The sequence below is a fragment of the Thermoplasmataceae archaeon genome (genome assembly GCA_038729425.1).
GTDB lineage: Archaea > Thermoplasmatota > Thermoplasmata > Thermoplasmatales > Thermoplasmataceae > B-DKE.
This window is the reverse complement of sequence record JAVYSB010000011.1, coordinates 1-17,257: the sequence shown is the minus strand read 5'-3', so window position 1 is coordinate 17,257 and position 17,257 is coordinate 1. Positions and strand designations below refer to the sequence as shown.

General features: G+C 44.3%; 15 protein-coding genes. 11 read left to right on the top strand and 4 right to left on the bottom strand.

All coding sequences use genetic code 11. The features are described from left to right. The 3 genes from QW597_07200 to QW597_07190 all read left to right on the top strand — a co-directional run bounded on the left by QW597_07200 (nt 1) and on the right by QW597_07190 (nt 3,126). Complete coding sequence (locus tag QW597_07200) at nt 1-888, top strand: diacylglycerol kinase family protein (GenBank protein ID MEM0156365.1); 888 nt, start codon at nt 1-3, stop codon at nt 886-888. 88 nt (nt 889-976) lie between these two features. Beyond that, nucleotides 977-1,429, top strand: a complete 453-nt coding sequence (locus QW597_07195; GenBank protein MEM0156364.1) for an HAD family hydrolase — start codon at nt 977-979, stop codon at nt 1,427-1,429. A gap of 137 nt (nt 1,430-1,566) precedes the next feature. Further along, nucleotides 1,567-3,126, top strand: a complete 1,560-nt coding sequence (locus QW597_07190; protein ID MEM0156363.1) for a glycosyltransferase — start codon at nt 1,567-1,569, stop codon at nt 3,124-3,126. A gap of 16 nt (nt 3,127-3,142) precedes the next feature. Here the strand turns inward: QW597_07190 and QW597_07185 are convergent, their stop codons facing one another. From QW597_07185 to QW597_07175, 3 genes are all read right to left on the bottom strand, one after another. Beyond that, the gene (locus tag QW597_07185) at nt 3,143-4,840 is read right to left on the bottom strand and encodes a hypothetical protein (GenBank protein ID MEM0156362.1); all 1,698 of its coding nucleotides are present in this window, start codon (nt 4,838-4,840) and stop codon (nt 3,143-3,145) included. Between the two features lie 126 nt (nt 4,841-4,966). After that, a complete protein-coding gene (locus QW597_07180) occupies nt 4,967-5,587 on the bottom strand; it encodes a hypothetical protein (protein MEM0156361.1) in 621 nt (206 codons plus the stop codon). An 81-nt stretch (nt 5,588-5,668) separates the two neighbouring features. Then, a complete protein-coding gene (locus QW597_07175; protein ID MEM0156360.1) occupies nt 5,669-6,691 on the bottom strand; it encodes a DUF2079 domain-containing protein in 1,023 nt (340 codons plus the stop codon). A gap of 158 nt (nt 6,692-6,849) precedes the next feature. Here QW597_07175 and QW597_07170 point away from each other — a divergent pair, with 158 nt between their 5' ends. The 4 genes from QW597_07170 (at nt 6,850) to QW597_07155 (ending at nt 12,730) form a co-directional block, all read left to right on the top strand. Continuing rightward, entirely contained in the window at nt 6,850-8,646 is a 1,797-nt protein-coding gene (locus QW597_07170; GenBank protein MEM0156359.1) for a DUF2079 domain-containing protein, read from the top strand. A 128-nt stretch (nt 8,647-8,774) separates the two neighbouring features. After that, nucleotides 8,775-10,001, top strand: a complete 1,227-nt coding sequence (locus tag QW597_07165; GenBank protein MEM0156358.1) for a glycosyltransferase family 4 protein — start codon at nt 8,775-8,777, stop codon at nt 9,999-10,001. A gap of 78 nt (nt 10,002-10,079) precedes the next feature. Beyond that, a complete protein-coding gene (locus tag QW597_07160; GenBank protein ID MEM0156357.1) occupies nt 10,080-11,138 on the top strand; it encodes a glycosyltransferase in 1,059 nt (352 codons plus the stop codon). Between the two features lie 2 nt (nt 11,139-11,140). After that, nucleotides 11,141-12,730, top strand: a complete 1,590-nt coding sequence (locus QW597_07155; protein MEM0156356.1) for a DUF2079 domain-containing protein — start codon at nt 11,141-11,143, stop codon at nt 12,728-12,730. Nucleotides 12,731-12,874: 144 nt separating this feature from the next. Here QW597_07155 and QW597_07150 read toward each other — a convergent pair whose 3' ends face one another. Further along, complete coding sequence (locus QW597_07150) at nt 12,875-13,852, bottom strand: phosphosulfolactate synthase (protein ID MEM0156355.1); 978 nt, start codon at nt 13,850-13,852, stop codon at nt 12,875-12,877. Nucleotides 13,853-13,983: 131 nt separating this feature from the next. On the opposite strand from QW597_07150, the gene QW597_07145 reads away from it, so the two are divergent. The 4 genes from QW597_07145 to QW597_07130 form a co-directional block, all read left to right on the top strand. Then, nucleotides 13,984-14,541 (top strand): D-sedoheptulose 7-phosphate isomerase, encoded by a 558-nt coding sequence (locus QW597_07145; protein ID MEM0156354.1) that lies wholly within the window; start codon nt 13,984-13,986, stop codon nt 14,539-14,541. Between the two features lie 241 nt (nt 14,542-14,782). Further along, nucleotides 14,783-15,700: an NAD-dependent epimerase/dehydratase family protein gene (locus tag QW597_07140; protein ID MEM0156353.1), complete on the top strand. Its 918-nt coding sequence runs from the start codon at nt 14,783-14,785 to the stop codon at nt 15,698-15,700. Nucleotide 15,701: 1 nt separating this feature from the next. Beyond that, the gene (locus QW597_07135) at nt 15,702-16,691 is read left to right on the top strand and encodes a kinase (GenBank protein MEM0156352.1); all 990 of its coding nucleotides are present in this window, start codon (nt 15,702-15,704) and stop codon (nt 16,689-16,691) included. 77 nt (nt 16,692-16,768) lie between these two features. After that, nucleotides 16,769-17,257 (top strand): zinc ribbon domain-containing protein (locus QW597_07130; protein MEM0156351.1); only part of this gene is annotated, 489 nt, incomplete at its 3' end.

Below are 17,257 nucleotides of genomic sequence, written 5' to 3'. Positions count from 1 at the left end.
ATGAAGATCGGTTTAATAGTCAATCCAGTAGCCGGCGGCGGCATTGCTCTGAAGAATCTCGATAAAATCAGGAGCAGCGTGGATAGCCTGAACGAGATCGTTATAACGAGAAAGCCGAGAGAAGCCTCTGAAATCGCCCGTAAATTCTCTGCCCTAGATTTTGATTATGTCATTGCCGCTGGGGGTGACGGCACACTTAACGAGGTTTCTCAGGGTCTCATAGGCACTGAAACCGTTATGATCCCCCTAGCGCTTGGCAATGGGTCGGATTTCACCAGGACAACAGGCAGGATACATCACAGCACACTGAAGGATTCCCTGAGGGAAAACAGGGTAAGAACCATAGATACTGTGCGCGTGGATCATAATTCCGGTCAGAAGCATTTCATAAATGTAATGGAAATAGGTTTTGGTGCTTCGGTGATGAAGCGATTCGGGGAAAAGAGAAAACCTTCTCGAAACACTTCCTTCACCAGGCAGATCTTGATGGAAACAATGAGCCTGAAATCCTACGAAGTGGACATGGTCATAGGTATGGAGAAATATTCAGGGAAGGTGATTGAAGTGATACTTGCCAACGGTCGCTATTTTGGCCGAGGACTTCTTGCATCCCCCGGTTCGCTGGTCGATGACGGCCGGATGGAAATTCACATCATCGAGGGAATGAGCAGGTTGAAATTCCTGATGAAGCTTGGAAAATTGAAAAACGGTTCCTACACAGATGAAAAAGAGGTAAAGAACTTCGGTGCCATGTCTTTCGAGATGTTCACGGAAAACGTACCGCTGGAAATTGACGGGGAATTCATCGGGTTTTCGCCTCTGAAGGTCGATCTTGAGCCCAAGTCGCTGAAGATACTGACCCCACCGGAATATACAGGTGCGGAATGAGGGAGTGATTGTGGACGAGACCCTTGAACTGTCGTCACTGCTGCAAAGCATTTAACTAGCGGCGTGCAATGGAAAAAAGAATTCCTGAATGATCACCAAAAACAGGGCGCTGTTCATTGATCGGGACGGTACCATAAACAGGGACTGCCCTTACTGCCACAAGATTACGGATCTGCACATTTATAACGATGCCGTTGAATTAATGAAGGATTTTCAGGATCGCGGATATCTCATCATAATTGTTACAAACCAATCAGGCATCGATAGGCGATACTTCACGGTTTCGCAGTTTCAAGAATTCACCGGATCATTGCTGAATGAACTCCGGAAACAAGGTATACATGTTAATGGCCTCTATTATTGCCCGCATACGCCAGAAGCAGAATGCAATTGCAGGAAACCAAAAACTGCGATGATTGATCAGGCTGCACTGGATTTCAACATCAATTTAGATGATTCCTTTGTTGTTGGAGACAGGGATGACCTTGAGGGGGAAATGGCACGAAGACTTGGGATTCCATACAGGATTATGGTTCATTGACATATCTTGGTTCCACCACATGTTTTCATAAACTTGAAAGTTATAAAAAAATCCAATACCCAATCCTGCCTCCTAGCTACTACTCGCGAGGTAAAATTATATATTCAACGCTGATCGCATGATGGTTTAAAAACAACATGCAGACATGGGAATTAGTTGCTATAGTTTCGATTCTCTTCACCATTCCGGTTCTTATGGTTTCATATTACCAGCTCGTTCTTTTTGTTTATTCATTGAGATACCCTCATAACCTTGAGAAAGAAACCCCACTTCTTACTGAATACCCAAAAGTTTCGGTGCTCATAGCCAGTTATAACGAAAAATACGTCATCGATAAGAGCGTAGATTCCGTCATTGCAACAAAATATCCAAAGGATAAGTTGCAGATAGTTTTTGCCGATGATTCAACCGATGAGACAGTTGGTATAGTCGACGCCGCGGCAGAACGTGCAAAGAGGGCAGGAATTGACGCGGTTGTTTTCAGGCGACCGGACAGGGATAACTTCAAGTCAGGTTCCATGACACTCGCCATGAATCTGGTGACAGGCGTTTATGTATTGCAGCTTGATTCAGACTCAAGGATACTTGAAGACACGATTGTTAAGGGAGTACATGCATTCCAGAACCATCCTGATGCCTCTTTTGTCTCATTCCGCGTTGGGCACTATAACAGGTACTTCAACATGATCACTGCACTCTTTGCCGTATCGCAGGATCAGGGAGACACAATTTCGAAAATGGGCTCCTATTTGCCCAATTTCCCATTCTCTGGTCAGGGCGGTTATATAATGTACAAGTGCTCGGATATACGGAAAGTTGGTCTGTGGTCAGAACACATTGAAATTGATGACGCAAAAATTTCATGGAAGCTCTATACAGCAGGCACAAGGGGTATATACCTCAGCAATGCAAGGATTATGAGCGAAGACCCAGAAACCCTGGAAATCTGGAAAAAGAGGGCATATCAAATTCAAAAGGGTTGGACCAAAATAGCTTCTGTGTACTTCGGTAAAACAATTCATTCAAAGGACATATCCATAAGAGACAAGTTCGTATTGTTCCTTACATACCTGTCGCCATTTACGAATCTCAGCTGGATAATCACCAGCTTTCTCTCAGGATTCTCTCTTGTTTTTGGCTGGCAAGCTCCCAGTACCTCGGTATTCAGCAACCCAATCTACGTGGTAATAGTAACGGTGCCAACAGTGGTATTCTACCTTTCCGCATTTTATGCCCTTAAAGTTCAGAATATAGTCACAGTAAAAAATCTCGCCATGATTCCTATTCTGACCTATGCAAGCGCCTGCATGATCATTCTTGGAGCAATCGCATTTATACAGGGCATATTCAGAAGGAAAACGCCGTACTTCAAGACGCCGAAGACCGGAGATAAAAAATTTACTAAGGATGTTGACTACAACAGAGAACTGAAACTCTGGAAAGTGTCCTACCTTGAGCTAGCATTTTCGTTGGTTGGGTTGTTCCTTGGGGCGTGGTCTTTATATGTAGGCGTTTGGGTCTTAGGGCTTTCAATGTTTGGGTTTTCAATTCTCACAATAAAGTCACTTAACCTGTCTCGGCTTTTAAAGAGCAGGGGCAGTGGAAAGGGAGGACCGACCCCGGCTGCAGAATCAAGAAGCAAATTGCAGACTTATGATCCTCGCGAATCAGGCAGAACAGGAATGCGTGACGACTGAATAGATAACTGCACGATTAATGTATGCCTGAACTGAGGAGCACACCTGTATAACCAGCATAATAGGCCACCAGTCTGAATGGAGTATTTATATTCAGCACACTGGAGTTATATTCCGGCGCAATCGTAATGATGCTGTAGCCAGTTGAGATGTCTGAGGTAGCTGTCCACAGCAGGGGATTCATGTTACCCGTTACTAACGAATTGGCATGAAAGGGCACGTATATGGTAAAAAAAGGACGGCCAGGCGGTGGTACATTGCTACCAGGTTCAAAGTACATTTTAAGGGTTATTGACACAATTTTGCCAGGATCATTGGATGAATGCACTATGCCAGAAACCCCATCTATTTCGATCCTGTTGGCCTTAACAGCCACGCCAGAATAATAAAATCCTGCGGCTGCAATTGACGCCACAAGAAATACAGATATTCCAATGACCACGATCTTCTTTTTCTTGGCGGACACTTTTAATGAGCTGGCCTTTACTTTACCAATTGGATCAGGGGTCCAAATAGTTTCAGGTTTCCTGAAAGTATGCAGCTCCCATAGTACTGGCAGCAGGAGTATTGGCCAGAAATTAAGGTAGTCAGTTTCGACCCTGTAGTTAAAGAGGAAAATTATCACGGGGAAGATGAAAAATGCAAATTTCAGTCTCTGGTAGTAAAGCAGATATATCAGGAAAAGGAAGATGGCGACTGATATCAACGAAAAGGTAAAAAATGCATGAGAGATCTGCAAAAAACCTGTAAAAGCCAGTGCCGAGGGGCCAAATCCAACACCAACCAGTTGTGAGCTGAGGATGGAAAGCATTGCCGAAAGCCAGTTTCCTGGAGAAACAATAATGAATGGCAAATTGATAATCAGAAATAAAAACGTCATTGAAATCGTGAAGTAAATGGCTGATTTTGCCCTCCTGCTGTTCTCCCTGAATATCATATAAAGGAAAAAAGGAAAGATCACTATGGGAATCTGCTTTGCGGCAAGCGATAAACCGAAAAATATCCCCGAATATACAGGTTTTTTTCTGGACAGGAAAGCGATTACAATAAAGAATACCCATACAGAATCTACCACCCCTCCAACTGCAAGATAGGAGTAGTAGGCAAGCAAGGATATAAGAACCAGGAGGTAAACAAAATTAGGGGTACGCGGGCGATAATAGGAAAAATAGAGAACTAGAAAGGTAGAGAGCGTGAAGAGGAGTGGAACCACGACATCGTTCACCTTAAAGAAAGCAGCCGGTGCAAATACAAGGGCTATGAGCGCAGGGTACGAAAAATATGTTACATATCCGCCATTAAGAAGTGGCGTTGAAAGATCTGCCGGGAAGTGCATGAAGTTGAACACGTTTCCCATGTTCGCAGCCACGTATGGGTTGATTCCATGGGAAACAAGATATCCTGCATAGTAGTCAATATTGATTTCATCCGTTCCCTGCATGTTCAGGACACCAGTTAGCAGATAAAATACAACGAAGATCGCAACCATTACAACAACGGGCATTAGGGAAACTATCTTTCCGTTTTTTTCAAAAGTCGATATTTTCCTACCTAAACCGCCAAAGGGGAGCATTACAGATTTGATCATGAGAATTGCGCTGCCCGCTATCATTACCCATACAAGGACCAATCCTGGAATGTTAAGATATCCCAGCAAAAGGAAAACTGCAAATGAAACACTAAGGATAATGATGCCCAGGACGAAAGATATCATTCTTGGCAGCCATACACGCCCCCATTGTGCTGAAAGTTGATTTCCTATACCTGACATTTGTAGTGCTCCTGGTCATTATACAAGGCGCTGAACCGTGAATCGCTAATACTGCTGGAAGCCTATTTTCTATGCAAAGATAACAGTTTCGCTTCCAGAGTAATTTCGTTCATACAGCGTTATGTTTCCCGGGTAACTGTCCGTAGAAACCACCGACGCGAGGACACCGAACAACGATGAGTTTGTTATCGCACCGACCATTATAGATGGAACCAGGTTCAACTGGCTCTGGTCAACAAATATGTACTGAAAACGCAATGGATTACTGAAGTTGTAATAGCCAGGCCGGCCAAGCTCATTCATCGGAAGCCAGTAAAATGAATAAGCATTCATGTCTGTAGAAACAAGCGGGAAGAGGTTGTCGGAAGCTGCAACTGTTGCATTTATGGGGATCATTCCAGCAAGTGATTTCGCGGCATGGAACTCTGGATTTAGGGTGAATGAAAAAGCGTATCCGGAGTCTGTAGTAGGTATACTGTTATTTGTATTCAGTGGTCCTGCCAGGACATTGAATACAAGGAGAAGGAGAACAAGACCTATCAGAGCATGTCTGGCATTTACATGTTTGGCCAAGGATACCTTTACGGCTCTGCCATTCTTTGTTTTGGTCAGATAGATGGTAAACGCGCTTATAAAGGAAATAATAGCGATGATCGCAACCAGCACATTGTCAAGGTGAAACGTGATCACCGTACCCAGGTTTGCACCTATTATTACAATGCCGGATGCAGTCCATATGTAGGGTATCTTCCTGGTAATTGGGCCCGTTTTTCAGTCTGATAATCTCTTAAGCCCGAATGCAAGACCCACTATCACTGATGATAGCGCAATGAAGTTGTACTGCTCCGTTACATTGGCATACGACTGATGGAGAAGGAACGTTTCGTATATCCACGGTATGCTAAGGATCAGGGTTTTCCTGTCTAGGAGTGGGATGAACCCGAACGAAGCAAAGATCATTGGCCAGTATGTTAGTGGCAAAACTATTTGGTTCATGCTTAAACTGGATGGGACCAGAGAAGGAAGGCCATATCTGACCAGATTAACAATTCCACTCTGATTGTTCAGTAAATCTGGAATTACTGTCAATTGCATTACTCTTTCAAACAGGAAAATGGAAATGGCCAATACCGCCAGGCCATATAGATACAGGTAGCCTCTAGCAAACAAAGTCAGCGGTTTCGAAATAAGCCGAAGTCCTCCCATATCCACAAAATAATACAATAAAATACCCAAGGTCAGAAAGGGAAAGACTTCAAGTGTCAGCGATCCAAATAAAATCGCAATCCCGGCCAGGGCGTGTCTTCTGACAGAAACGAGGTAAAACACTGACATAAAGTAGAAGGGAATGAATGACATCCAGTGGAAGTCATACATCAACGAGGAGATCATTAGAAAGCCGAACAAATACAGCACCAGCAGGGCAATTGTGTAATTCTTATTCAGCCCGATGTGTTTTGAAATGAAATATAGCGGAATGGTGCCGATGGCAACAGCGAAACCCTCCGTGGCAAAGAGCGTTATGTGGTTTCCAAATAAGTTGTAGAGGTATGCATAGGGCAGTTCGACATAGGTGGCATGTATCTCCAGATAAGAAAGTGTTCCATATCCCTGGAAGTCACCAGCTTCGTATAGCAAAAAGCCATCTTTGACGCTGGTTAATTGTTGGATAAATATCCCGAGGTCATCATTTGAGGTGAAAAAGTCAATATATCTCACAAAGGAAAGCATAGCAATGAGAGCGGTGAAAGCCACGATGGAAAATGTGAAATAGATATATCTTCTGTCCACCATCTGTACCTGTGGATCACAAGGTTAGATTTAACGAATGGTCTTCGTGTATTATATTTGTTTAATCTGGCATGCGCAACAGGATTCTCTGATCCTTTCCCATCTTTCTGAAACATTTTTGGAGCAACATATTTTTTATAGGATTGGAATTAAGTCTTTACATGGGGGTATGGAAACTGGTTTCCAAAGGTAGATCCCGGGAATTATTTGTCCTGGCATCTTTAATAGTCTATGGCACAGTTTACTCTATCCTTGGGGTAATGCGATTTTACTCTTTCAATGCATATGTGTATGATCTCGGCCTAAGTTCTGGACTTCTTTACGGCGCAGTTCATGGTGGTACACTGTACTTTTTGCAGAACCCTTCGCAGATCACGTTCAACAAGATGATTTATCTCCCTCTGGCAATCCTCTTCCAATCCTACCCGAATTTCGTTCCACTCATAATCTTTCAGGCATTCTGGGTTGCATTTGGGTCCTATGCACTGTACCGTATCTCTCTGCATGTTCTTGGCGATACCGTCTTATCCATAGTTCCTTCTCTTTTATACCTGCTTTATTTTCCGATTTCAGGGGCAGTGTGGTATGATTTTCACTTTCAGACGCTGTTTCCAACATTCTTTTTCATTGGTTTCTGGCTTTACCTTTCAGATAGAAGGCTATTTTCAGTTCTTTTCATGTTTCTTGCTGCTATTACCAACTATCTTGCAGCGGCTGTAGTTTTTATCTTCGGTCTCCTGGTAATATATAACGATATGAGCACAACGAGAAAAGTCAAAAATAGGTCTTACGTGATCGGTCTTCTCCTATTTCCGGTCATTATAGTTGCCTTGGTGAACATGCACTATGGCATGAGTTATACAACCTCGGTATCCAATATATTCGGATTTCCCGGAACACTTTTGATAAATATCTGGTACAAGTTTATCTTCGTTTTTTCAATATTGGCTGCCCTTTTGATGTTTTCATTCTACAGTCCAAAATACCTCTTGCTCTCCTTACCGTACCTGATATTCATGTTTTTTCAGGGATCTCATACACCTTACTATACACCTTTTGGTTACCAGTATGCTGCCCTTTATACGCCGGGCATATTTATATCGCTAGTATATGGGATTAGCAGGTATAAAGCGAGATCAGTACGAAGGAAGACAATTTCCAGCTTTAAAAGATCTGTCGGGATACTTGTGGCAGTAAATATCGCGCTAGCGCTCGTTCTCACTCCAGTTGGAAACGAGATAACAGGATCATCATTCCCCTATGACACCAGGCAGAATACAACGTACACCGCACAGGATCAGGCACTTTCCAGCATGATGGCAATGATTCCACCGGGTTCATCCGTACTTGTGCAGGGTAATATGCCGCAACTGACCGTTGGGTATCACTGGATTGTGGGATACGAATTCAACGGAAGCAACTATCCGAAATACGCGATCAATGACCCGTACAACTACCTTTTCAACGATACTGCCAACATTTACCTGTACAATTCATCAATGGAAGTGAAGGTCTTCAATGACCTTCTCGATTCCGGCATGTACGGTGTATTATCGGAAAAGTATGGCATAATGCTGATCGAACTTAATTACAGCGGGTATACGGATTTTGAACCACTGCAGCAGACAGTCAATAATGTGCAGGTCAAATCCTCAGCATCCGGTGTTTTTACGTTAAACTGGAGCAGCGATTTCGTTGCACCTGGATCATATAATGTCACCGTAAAGCTTCCAGATAGTGCTGTCACGAACATTACCTTTTCAGTCGTGGGGCAGAATGGAACGGTGACAGGATACCCGATGATCACATGGGAAAACGCTTCAGGCAAATTCAGTTCATGTATGTACTCCAACGGCCAATCTTATTCTTTGAACCCCAATTTCAGCATAAGGTGGATATCTGCATCAGGTAAGGAGAATGTTTCAGTAGCACTGTCACAGGTTTTTCCGTTAAGATGATCAAATTGGCTATTGTCCCCATAATGATCTAAATTTCTACGGAAATCTGATTTCCTTGCTACCAGAAATAATTTCGCACTTATATACTACACATAAAGTTTAAATTGACCGTTTCAGGTCACTGAAAAATGAGACCGGGCGCGAAAGGCAAAGTGGATACTTTCAAGATGCAGGATACCGATCCTGATCAGGAAGATGGTACTGGTCGTAGAACGAAGAAATTTGTGATTATAAACTGGCGTGACATCCTTAACCCCAAAGCTGGCGGCGCGGAACGATACTGTTATGAGATGGCAAGCAGGCTGGCCGAGGACGGGGTCAAGGTAACATGGATTTCGTCCGGGTTTTCAGGTGGCCCCCGGAGGGAAGTTTACAATGGCATAGAGATTGTCAGGGTAGGAAACATTTTTACTGTTTATTTTGCAATGGTATTGGAATTTTTCCGCGCAAGAAAAAAAGCTTATGTATTCGAGTCGGTAAATGCTATTCCCTTCCTGTCTGGGTTATTCAGCCGTAAGAGCAAAACGGTCATGATACACCACCTTATGCCATACTCCGTATTCAGGGAAAAACTTGGCTTCATGGCACCGTTCGCCTACTTCCTTCAGAACGTGATCAATCCAGCTCTATACAGGAAGGCAAGGGTAATTACTAACAGCGAATCCACCAAGAAGGATCTGGTGGACCAGGGATATCGCGATGTTCACATTGTAAAGACCGGCGTCAGCCCGGGATTCTACAATCCCTCAATTAAGATGGAATATCTTGTTGCCCCTGGACCGCTTAGACCGTGGAAAAACCATAAGGACATCATTCTTGCCCTTGCGCGCCTTCCAGAAAAATATCACCTGTTCATTTTTGGAATTCCTGAGACCGGAGATTATGAGGACCGCCTGAAACGGTTATCAAAGACCATGGGCCTCGGAGAACGGGTTCATTTTCTGGGCAGGATAACAGAGGAAGAAAAGTACAAGCTGTTTTCAATATCCAAGCTTTCAATCTGCGCCTCAGTCAAGGAAGGCTGGGGGCTCAGTAACATGGAGGCGCAGGCATTCGGATGTCCTGTGATAGCATACGACGTTCCCGGCGTCAGGGATTCTGTAGTTAACAATATTACTGGGCGGTTAGTCCAGTATGGAAGCATTTCAGCTATTGCTTCGAACGCAGAGGAACTTCTGGCTAACGAGACCATACTTACGAGTTACTCTGAACGAGCCACCAAGTGGGCAAAGAATTTCTCGTGGGATCAATGTTACGGGGAATTCCTTGGCGCTACACTGAAATATATGCGCAGTGTGGAAAGGGAAGATCATTCAGGTCTTTTGGATAGGCTTTCGTGGTTGCGTGCCCGATGAATCACGAACGATCTTGGCGGTGTCAGGCAATTTCATAAAGATTAAACATAAGGTAATATTGAACTGGACAGAAGGATAATGTTTACCAAATCTGCCGTTATTTCCTGTTCGCCGCTGAATACGGGCTTGGGAATTTATTCGAAGTTGCTCTACGATCTTGAATTCTTTGAAAAACTCGTGTTCTTCAAGAAATCATCGGGCAGTGACGAATCGGGCTATTCCAACATCGTCAAGCCAAGACCAGAATTATATCCATTGAGGGTTTTTCTGTCATCATATGGAATATCATTCTGGAAGAAATATGTGGAGAAATTCGAGCAAGTACACCTAACTTCGCCGGAATTTTTTCATCTGGAGAAATATAATGCTAATATGACCGGCACGGTACACGACCTTCAGCCAATAGGCGATGGGATATCGAGGAGTGCTTATTCATACGCCTTCAGGAAATATATCCAGAGAAATTACGAGTCAATGGAAAAGCTTCAGGGGCTTGTAACAATATCCAAATCAACAGAGAGAGCAGTACGTGAGAAGTTCCCAAATCTTAATCCGGTGACGATCCATCAGTGGACAGATAGTTCGTTCGTCAGGAGAGACAAGGAAGAAGCAAGGAAACGCCTGAATTTAGATCAGGACAAGCGGATCATACTCGCCGTAAGCTCAGCGGAACCGAGAAAGAACCAGGAAATTCTCCCGGAGGTCATCGGAAAACTTCCAGAAGAATATATTATACTGCACATTGGAAGTTTTGAAAGATCAATAACGGGAAACAGGCGCATCATAAATATAGAGTCCGTGCCAGAAGGCGATTACCCGCTGTATTTTAACGCGGCAGACCTGCTCCTTTCACCCAGCCTCCATGAGGGATTTGGGAGACCAACCATAGAGGCCATAAACTCCCAGCTTCCGGTGGTACTTTCAGATATACCTGTAAACAGGGAGATACTGCCCAATTATGGCTATTTCGCTGATCCGGTAAATGCGGAAGAATATATGGAAAACATCGAGAGGATAATGGATCTGAGCGAAACACAAAGGTACGGGCTCTACTCAGGTATAGAAGATTATTACAGGGAAGGTAGAGCCATGTCGGATTACAGGAAATTTTTTGATACTACATGCGGAGGAAACTGAACTTGACATCTGGCGACCTAAAACTGCATACCTTCGTACGAAGGCGCAATACAGTTTCTGTGCTGATGATCATAGCCTTCGCATTTTACAATGCAGTATGGATATACATCTCATACATCAGGTACACGTCACTTAATTACTCAGTTTATGACCTTGGCTTAAACTATGAGCGTTTATGGCAAGTCTTTAACGGTTCGCTGGTGAACATGCAGCAATTCCTGAACTATTTCTTCACTGATTTTATTGTTGTGATACTCTCGCCTCTATATCTTACAGGTCGTCTCTATTCCCTGCTTGCCATACAGATACTCGCCATAAACGTTTCTGCGCTGATCGTTTACCGGCTGGCAGTGATTTTTCTCAATGAGAGGTGGAAAGCAGTATGCATTGCGGTGGCTTTTCTTTACTATCCGCCCATTGCTGGAATTACGTGGTTTGATTTTCATTATCAGGTATTCTTCATGCCGTTCTTTCTTGGGGGGTATCTCCTTTATGTGAAACGCCATTACATGTCGTCATTCATCCTGATGATCTTCTCGGGCACCGTTTATTTTCCGTACAGCCTCTTTCCCTTGATATTTGCGCTTACAGTGATAGTCTATGAGTACCGTGGCGCCAGAACAGAAAAAATCTTCTCAAAATTGATTTACGGTTTTTCACTGCTCGCTGCCTCTTCCATGTTGCTCATCATTGGCTACCTGGAAGTTCAGGGGGTGAGATATTATAATTTCGTAACTTCACAGTTCGGCGGATCTACGTTATCCATTCACACCCCTGGAAACGTTCTTTTCACACTCTTCCTGATATTTGCCCTTGTCGTCTTTGTACCGTTTATTTCAAAAAGGTGGCTTCCATTTTTCATTCCATTTTTTGCGCTTATTATCCTCTCCCAGAACATCTACTTCATCTATCCATATCTTTTCCACAGGCAGTACAGCGGGCTGTTTACTCCCTTTATTTTCCTGGGTATAATCGACGGCTTGATTGTGCTCAGCAGATACGAATCTGTCCACAAAAATGGAAAAAAGCTCAAGGCTGCCGCAAGGTGGTCATCGAAGCATATTGCGACGGCAATACTGGCAGTAATACTGGTTTCCGCGTTGTTTCTTCAGCCATATGGTCCACTGAACAGCGTTACATCGGATAACTTCAACCTTGGTAATGAGATTTCACAGTCAAATCTCACCCAGTTAAACGGGCTGCATTCCATAGTTTCGCTGCTACCAGAAAACGCCTCAAACATACTTATACAGAATAACCTCCCGGAGGTTTTTCCCAGATCCTTATATAATGGGCTGATCCTTGACGCACCTCTCACGAACTTCGTCAATTTTTCCATGTACAGCATAGTACATGACGCATTCAACGCTTCTGGGAACGGCCAGATAGAAGCATTCCCAATCGAATATGTGCTGCTTGATTACAGTTCCAATCAGTTTGTGGTTGGCTCTCCCAGTATGCACAACATGAGCGAACTTATGTACGGGTCTGGGTATTATGGAGTTTATGCACAGAGCGGTTCAGTTGTGCTTTTGCAAAGAGGATACTCGGGATCGCCGGTAATAATGGTTGGAGTTCCATTTTTCAAATGAGTGACATGAGACCAAAACAATCTTCCAGCCACCATGAATTTATTTCAAAAACAGTTTATGTAACTGGAATACCACACAAATTCAAAACAACCTAACAATGGGCAGTGGTAATTTTTCATTTTTCGTTCATAAAGCTAAAAATTGCTAATTGCGAACCCTGTCTGCGGAATATATCCGGTGACGCATATCCCTGGGGTCGCTCATTGCCTTTACAACCCCCTGAGTGGTCAGGGATTCCAAGGCTATCTGCACAGTTCTCCGGTTAAGGCCAGAGATCCTGCTTATCTGGCTCTGGTCAACAGATAGATGGGATGCAATTATGTGATACACAAACTTTGCCGCCGGGCTGCCGGAAATTTTGTCCGGGCTCACATGCCCGCCAAACGTGTCACCGCGGTATCCCATTCTCTGGCTCTGAAGTGGAAGAACACTCTGCATTGACACGTTTCCTAGGTTCACGGACGGACCGAGCCTTGTGACCAGCTGGGCCTGCTGATCTTCTCTTGGGGCCTCAAACATGATCCTGGACATGTCAAATGTTTCTGCAATCCTGGCTACCCAGTCCCATTTTATGTTTCCTTCGCTGTCATATATCTCAACACTTTTTCCCGTTTCCCTGCCTTCAATGATAACCATGTCCGGTTCGAACTCCAGAGCCATATTTATGTGATCGAGAGTTTCTTCAAGTGAAAGCTGGTTTCCTGCATTTTTCCTTCCAATTTCAATGTAAAGTTTCATGGCTTTTTTCCTGGCGAATTCCACAATTTCATTTTTTTCGTTTCTAGGGAGATCAATAATGCCTTCGCTCATCTCTACTGCTGAAAAGCCGGCTTCGGACAGATGTCTGAGAGCCGGAACAAGAAGGTTTCTTGACGAAGCCAGCTCTAGAAGGGTACCTCCATTGGATACCTCTACACCCCTGTCACGATATTTTCTTATCCTCCTCGATAGAAGCGTGCTGTCCATCAGCAGGGGAAGTCCCCATCCGATCTTCGCCACTGTCAGATATCTCCAACCAAATTCAAGGAATTCATCGATTCCGGGAAGCAACCGGTCGATCATCATGGTCATTCCCGCACTGCTACCGGTGGTTCTTGGAAACTCCTCAAAGAAGAATGGCATACGGGAGTATCGCTGAATTATATGTAAATATTGCACAATATTACCCATAACAATGCCAAGAATTTACCATCACAGATGCCTTCGAGGAGGAGAAAAAATTATCATACACCGGCAGCATGTGCAACTGTATTATGAACTCAAAGGAGATATTTGAATACATAGAAGCGGGTGTAGAAGCCCGCAAAGATCTCGATGTCCCTCTAGTAATGGAAACAGGAAACATGATTGCGGACAGTTTTCACAGGGGCGGCAAACTCATAATCTTCGGAAACGGAGGAAGCGCTGCTGATTCCCAGCACATTGCCGCAGAATTTGTGGGGCGGTTCGAAAAGGAAAGGCGTGCATTGCCTGCCATTGCACTGAACACAAACACTTCTTCTGTAACTGCTATTGGAAACGATTATGGGTATGACATGGTTTTCTCCCGACAGGTTGAGGCATTTGCCAACCGTGGTGATGTGGTAGTGGGCATTTCCACAAGCGGAAACTCCAAGAACGTCAACATGGCGTTGGAGAAGGCCAACACGATGGGATGCAGTACAATTGCCCTCACAGGAAGGAGCGGCGGGGAGATGGTAAAGATCGCTAGGAAGTCCATAGTGGTGAAAAGCCAGAGAACCTCCATAATTCAGGAAATCCACATATCAATCGGTCACATCTGGTCAAAGATCGTTGAAGACACCCTTTAGTCACTACCGAGTATCTGGCCTGCGGTGTATCCACATGAAACGCACTCAATAGTGCGTTTAGAGCCTGAGTTGCTGGTGCTCATTTGAGGATTCCGCTCAGCATTTCATTTTCCCGATTATTTCACATTTCATGATGTCTTCGATATTGCCGCTATTTCACAAAGCCAGTATTTACAGAGGTATTCGGCAGGATTGCAAATTGCACAGTCGTCTTTTTATGTATATTTTCATTCCTGTAATCATGGATAAAATTTCAGGAAAAAAAGTCATAGTTACGGGCGGGGCTGGATTTATCGGCAGCAATCTGGTGGAACGCCTTGCGAAGAACAATAAGGTGCTTGTGATAGATAATCTGCACTCAGGCAGCGAGTCAAATATTAAGGACCTTATCATTTCTGGCGGAATAAAATTCATTAAAGGAGATGCTAAGGATATCGGGAAATCCGGGTTCAAGGCGGACTACATTTTTCACATTGGTATATATTCTGCATCCCCGATGTACCGGAACAACCCGCACCTGATCAACGAAGTAGTTGACGGCATGATAAGTGTCCTCGAGTACGCGAAAGACAACAAGTCGAAGGTCGTATTTGCATCGACTTCTTCAATCTACAATGGCATTGATCCACCGCACAGGGAAGACTGTGTACCCAGCGTTACTGATTACTACACTGAAGCCCGAATTGCAGCGGAAAGGCTCTCTGAACTATACTGTAAGCTGAATGGCATAAGCGTTTCCGCGGTCCGTTTCTTTTCAGTATACGGCTGGCATGAGGAGGCCAAGAAAGAGTATGCGAACCTCGTGACCCAGTTCATGTGGGCTTTGAAAAAGGGCGAACAGCCAATCATATATGGGGACGGTAAACAGAAGCGTGATTTCATTTTTGTTGACGACATCGTGGAAATCCTCATCAGGTCATCGCAACTAACAGGCTTCAATGTGGTAAATGCTGGAACGGGGAGAAATTACGATCTCAATGAGATGCTGGAAAAGCTGAACGAGCATATGGGGAAGAACATCAGGGCAAAGTACATCGAGATGCCAGTGAAGAATTATGTCATGGAAACTCTGGCAGATACAACAAGGCTGAAGAGCCTTCTTGACTATGACGCCAGGGTCTCTCTTGATGATGGAATCAAGAAACTCCTGGGAAAGTGAAATGAAAACAAGAATGTTCATCTCTAAAACCCCGCTGAGAATTACATTCGTGGGAGGGGGCACCGATATAGCTGAATATTATACCACTCATGAGAAGGGAGCAGTGATCTCTGCTTCAATCAACAAGTTCATCTATATCGTTGTGAACAAAAAGTTTGACAGCAAGATAAGGGTCAGTTACTCAAAAACAGAGATTGTTGATACTGTGAACCAGATTGAACATCCATCGGTCAGGGAGGCTCTAAAACTCCTCAAAATAGACGGCGGCATTGAGATAGTCAGCATTTCAGACATACCCTCGGGTGGCACGGGACTTGGATCAAGCAGTACATTTCTTGTTGGTCTTCTTAACGCCTTACACGCTTGGAAGGGTGAATATACGTCTCCGGAGCAACTTGCACAGGAAGCTGTAAGAATTGAGCGGAATGTGCTCAGGGAGCCGGGAGGGAAGCAGGATCAGTATATGGCTGCCTATGGGGGCCTGAATATGCTGGAATTCTATCCCGACGAGAGCGTTCTGGTGAAGCCGGTCATTGCCAATGAGGAGGTGCGGGAAAAACTCCAGCAAAATCTGCTCCTCCTTTACACTGGAATACAGCGGGAGTCCAGGGAGATACATTCCTCACAGGCAAAGGGTGTTAAGAACAGGGAACCGAACTACGACAGGATGGTAAAGATCACTGAGGACGCTTACGACGCTCTCTCTAAGGGAGAGTATGACTCCATGGGATCATATCTGCATGAGAACTGGCTTCTCAAGAGGGAACTAACCAACGGTATCAGCAATGACCTGGTGGATACAGCCTACAGGAAAGCTATGGACGCCGGCGCTACCGGGGGGAAGCTCATAGGAGCTGGGGGAGGAGGTTTCCTGTTATTCTATGCAAAACCCGAGTATCATGAAAGGATAACAAGGGAAATCGGAGGTATGAGGCCGGAGCCTTTCAGGTTTGAGTTCCAGGGAAGCAGGATAATACACGTCGGGGACTGAGATAAAAGGGGGTGCCATTTTTTGGTGAAAAAAATGCTGTATAAATAATTATATTCCAGTCAACAATGATCTCAAGTATGCCAATATATGAGAGTGACGAGCACGAGATTCTGTCTGAACGGACTCTGCTCTTCGATCATGGTGTCAAGGTGTCCAAGGGATCACTGTATCTCACGAATAAGCGCATCATATATGTTAGGAATGGCAGACGCGGAATATTCAGAGCTGCTCCATCCCTTGTTGATATGGAAGTAAAGCTGGACGCTCTTGAAGATGTTGGCAAAGCAGTGCCTAGATTGAATATGGGCAAAAAGAGGATTGTTTCCATCAGATTTTATCAGGGAGCATCTCTACAGATAAAGGATTTTTCGGTGTCAAACCCAGAACTCTGGGAAAAGGACATAAGGCAGTGGGCCACAGAGTACAAAAGGCGTATAAGCGAGGAAAACCGCCGCAATATTGAGGACGAGAAAAAAAGGGAACTTGAAATGGCGAAAGCAAAGGCTCCGACCGCGAATATTGGGTACATGTATTACGGCAAGAGCGAAGGCGGCAATAAAAAACGC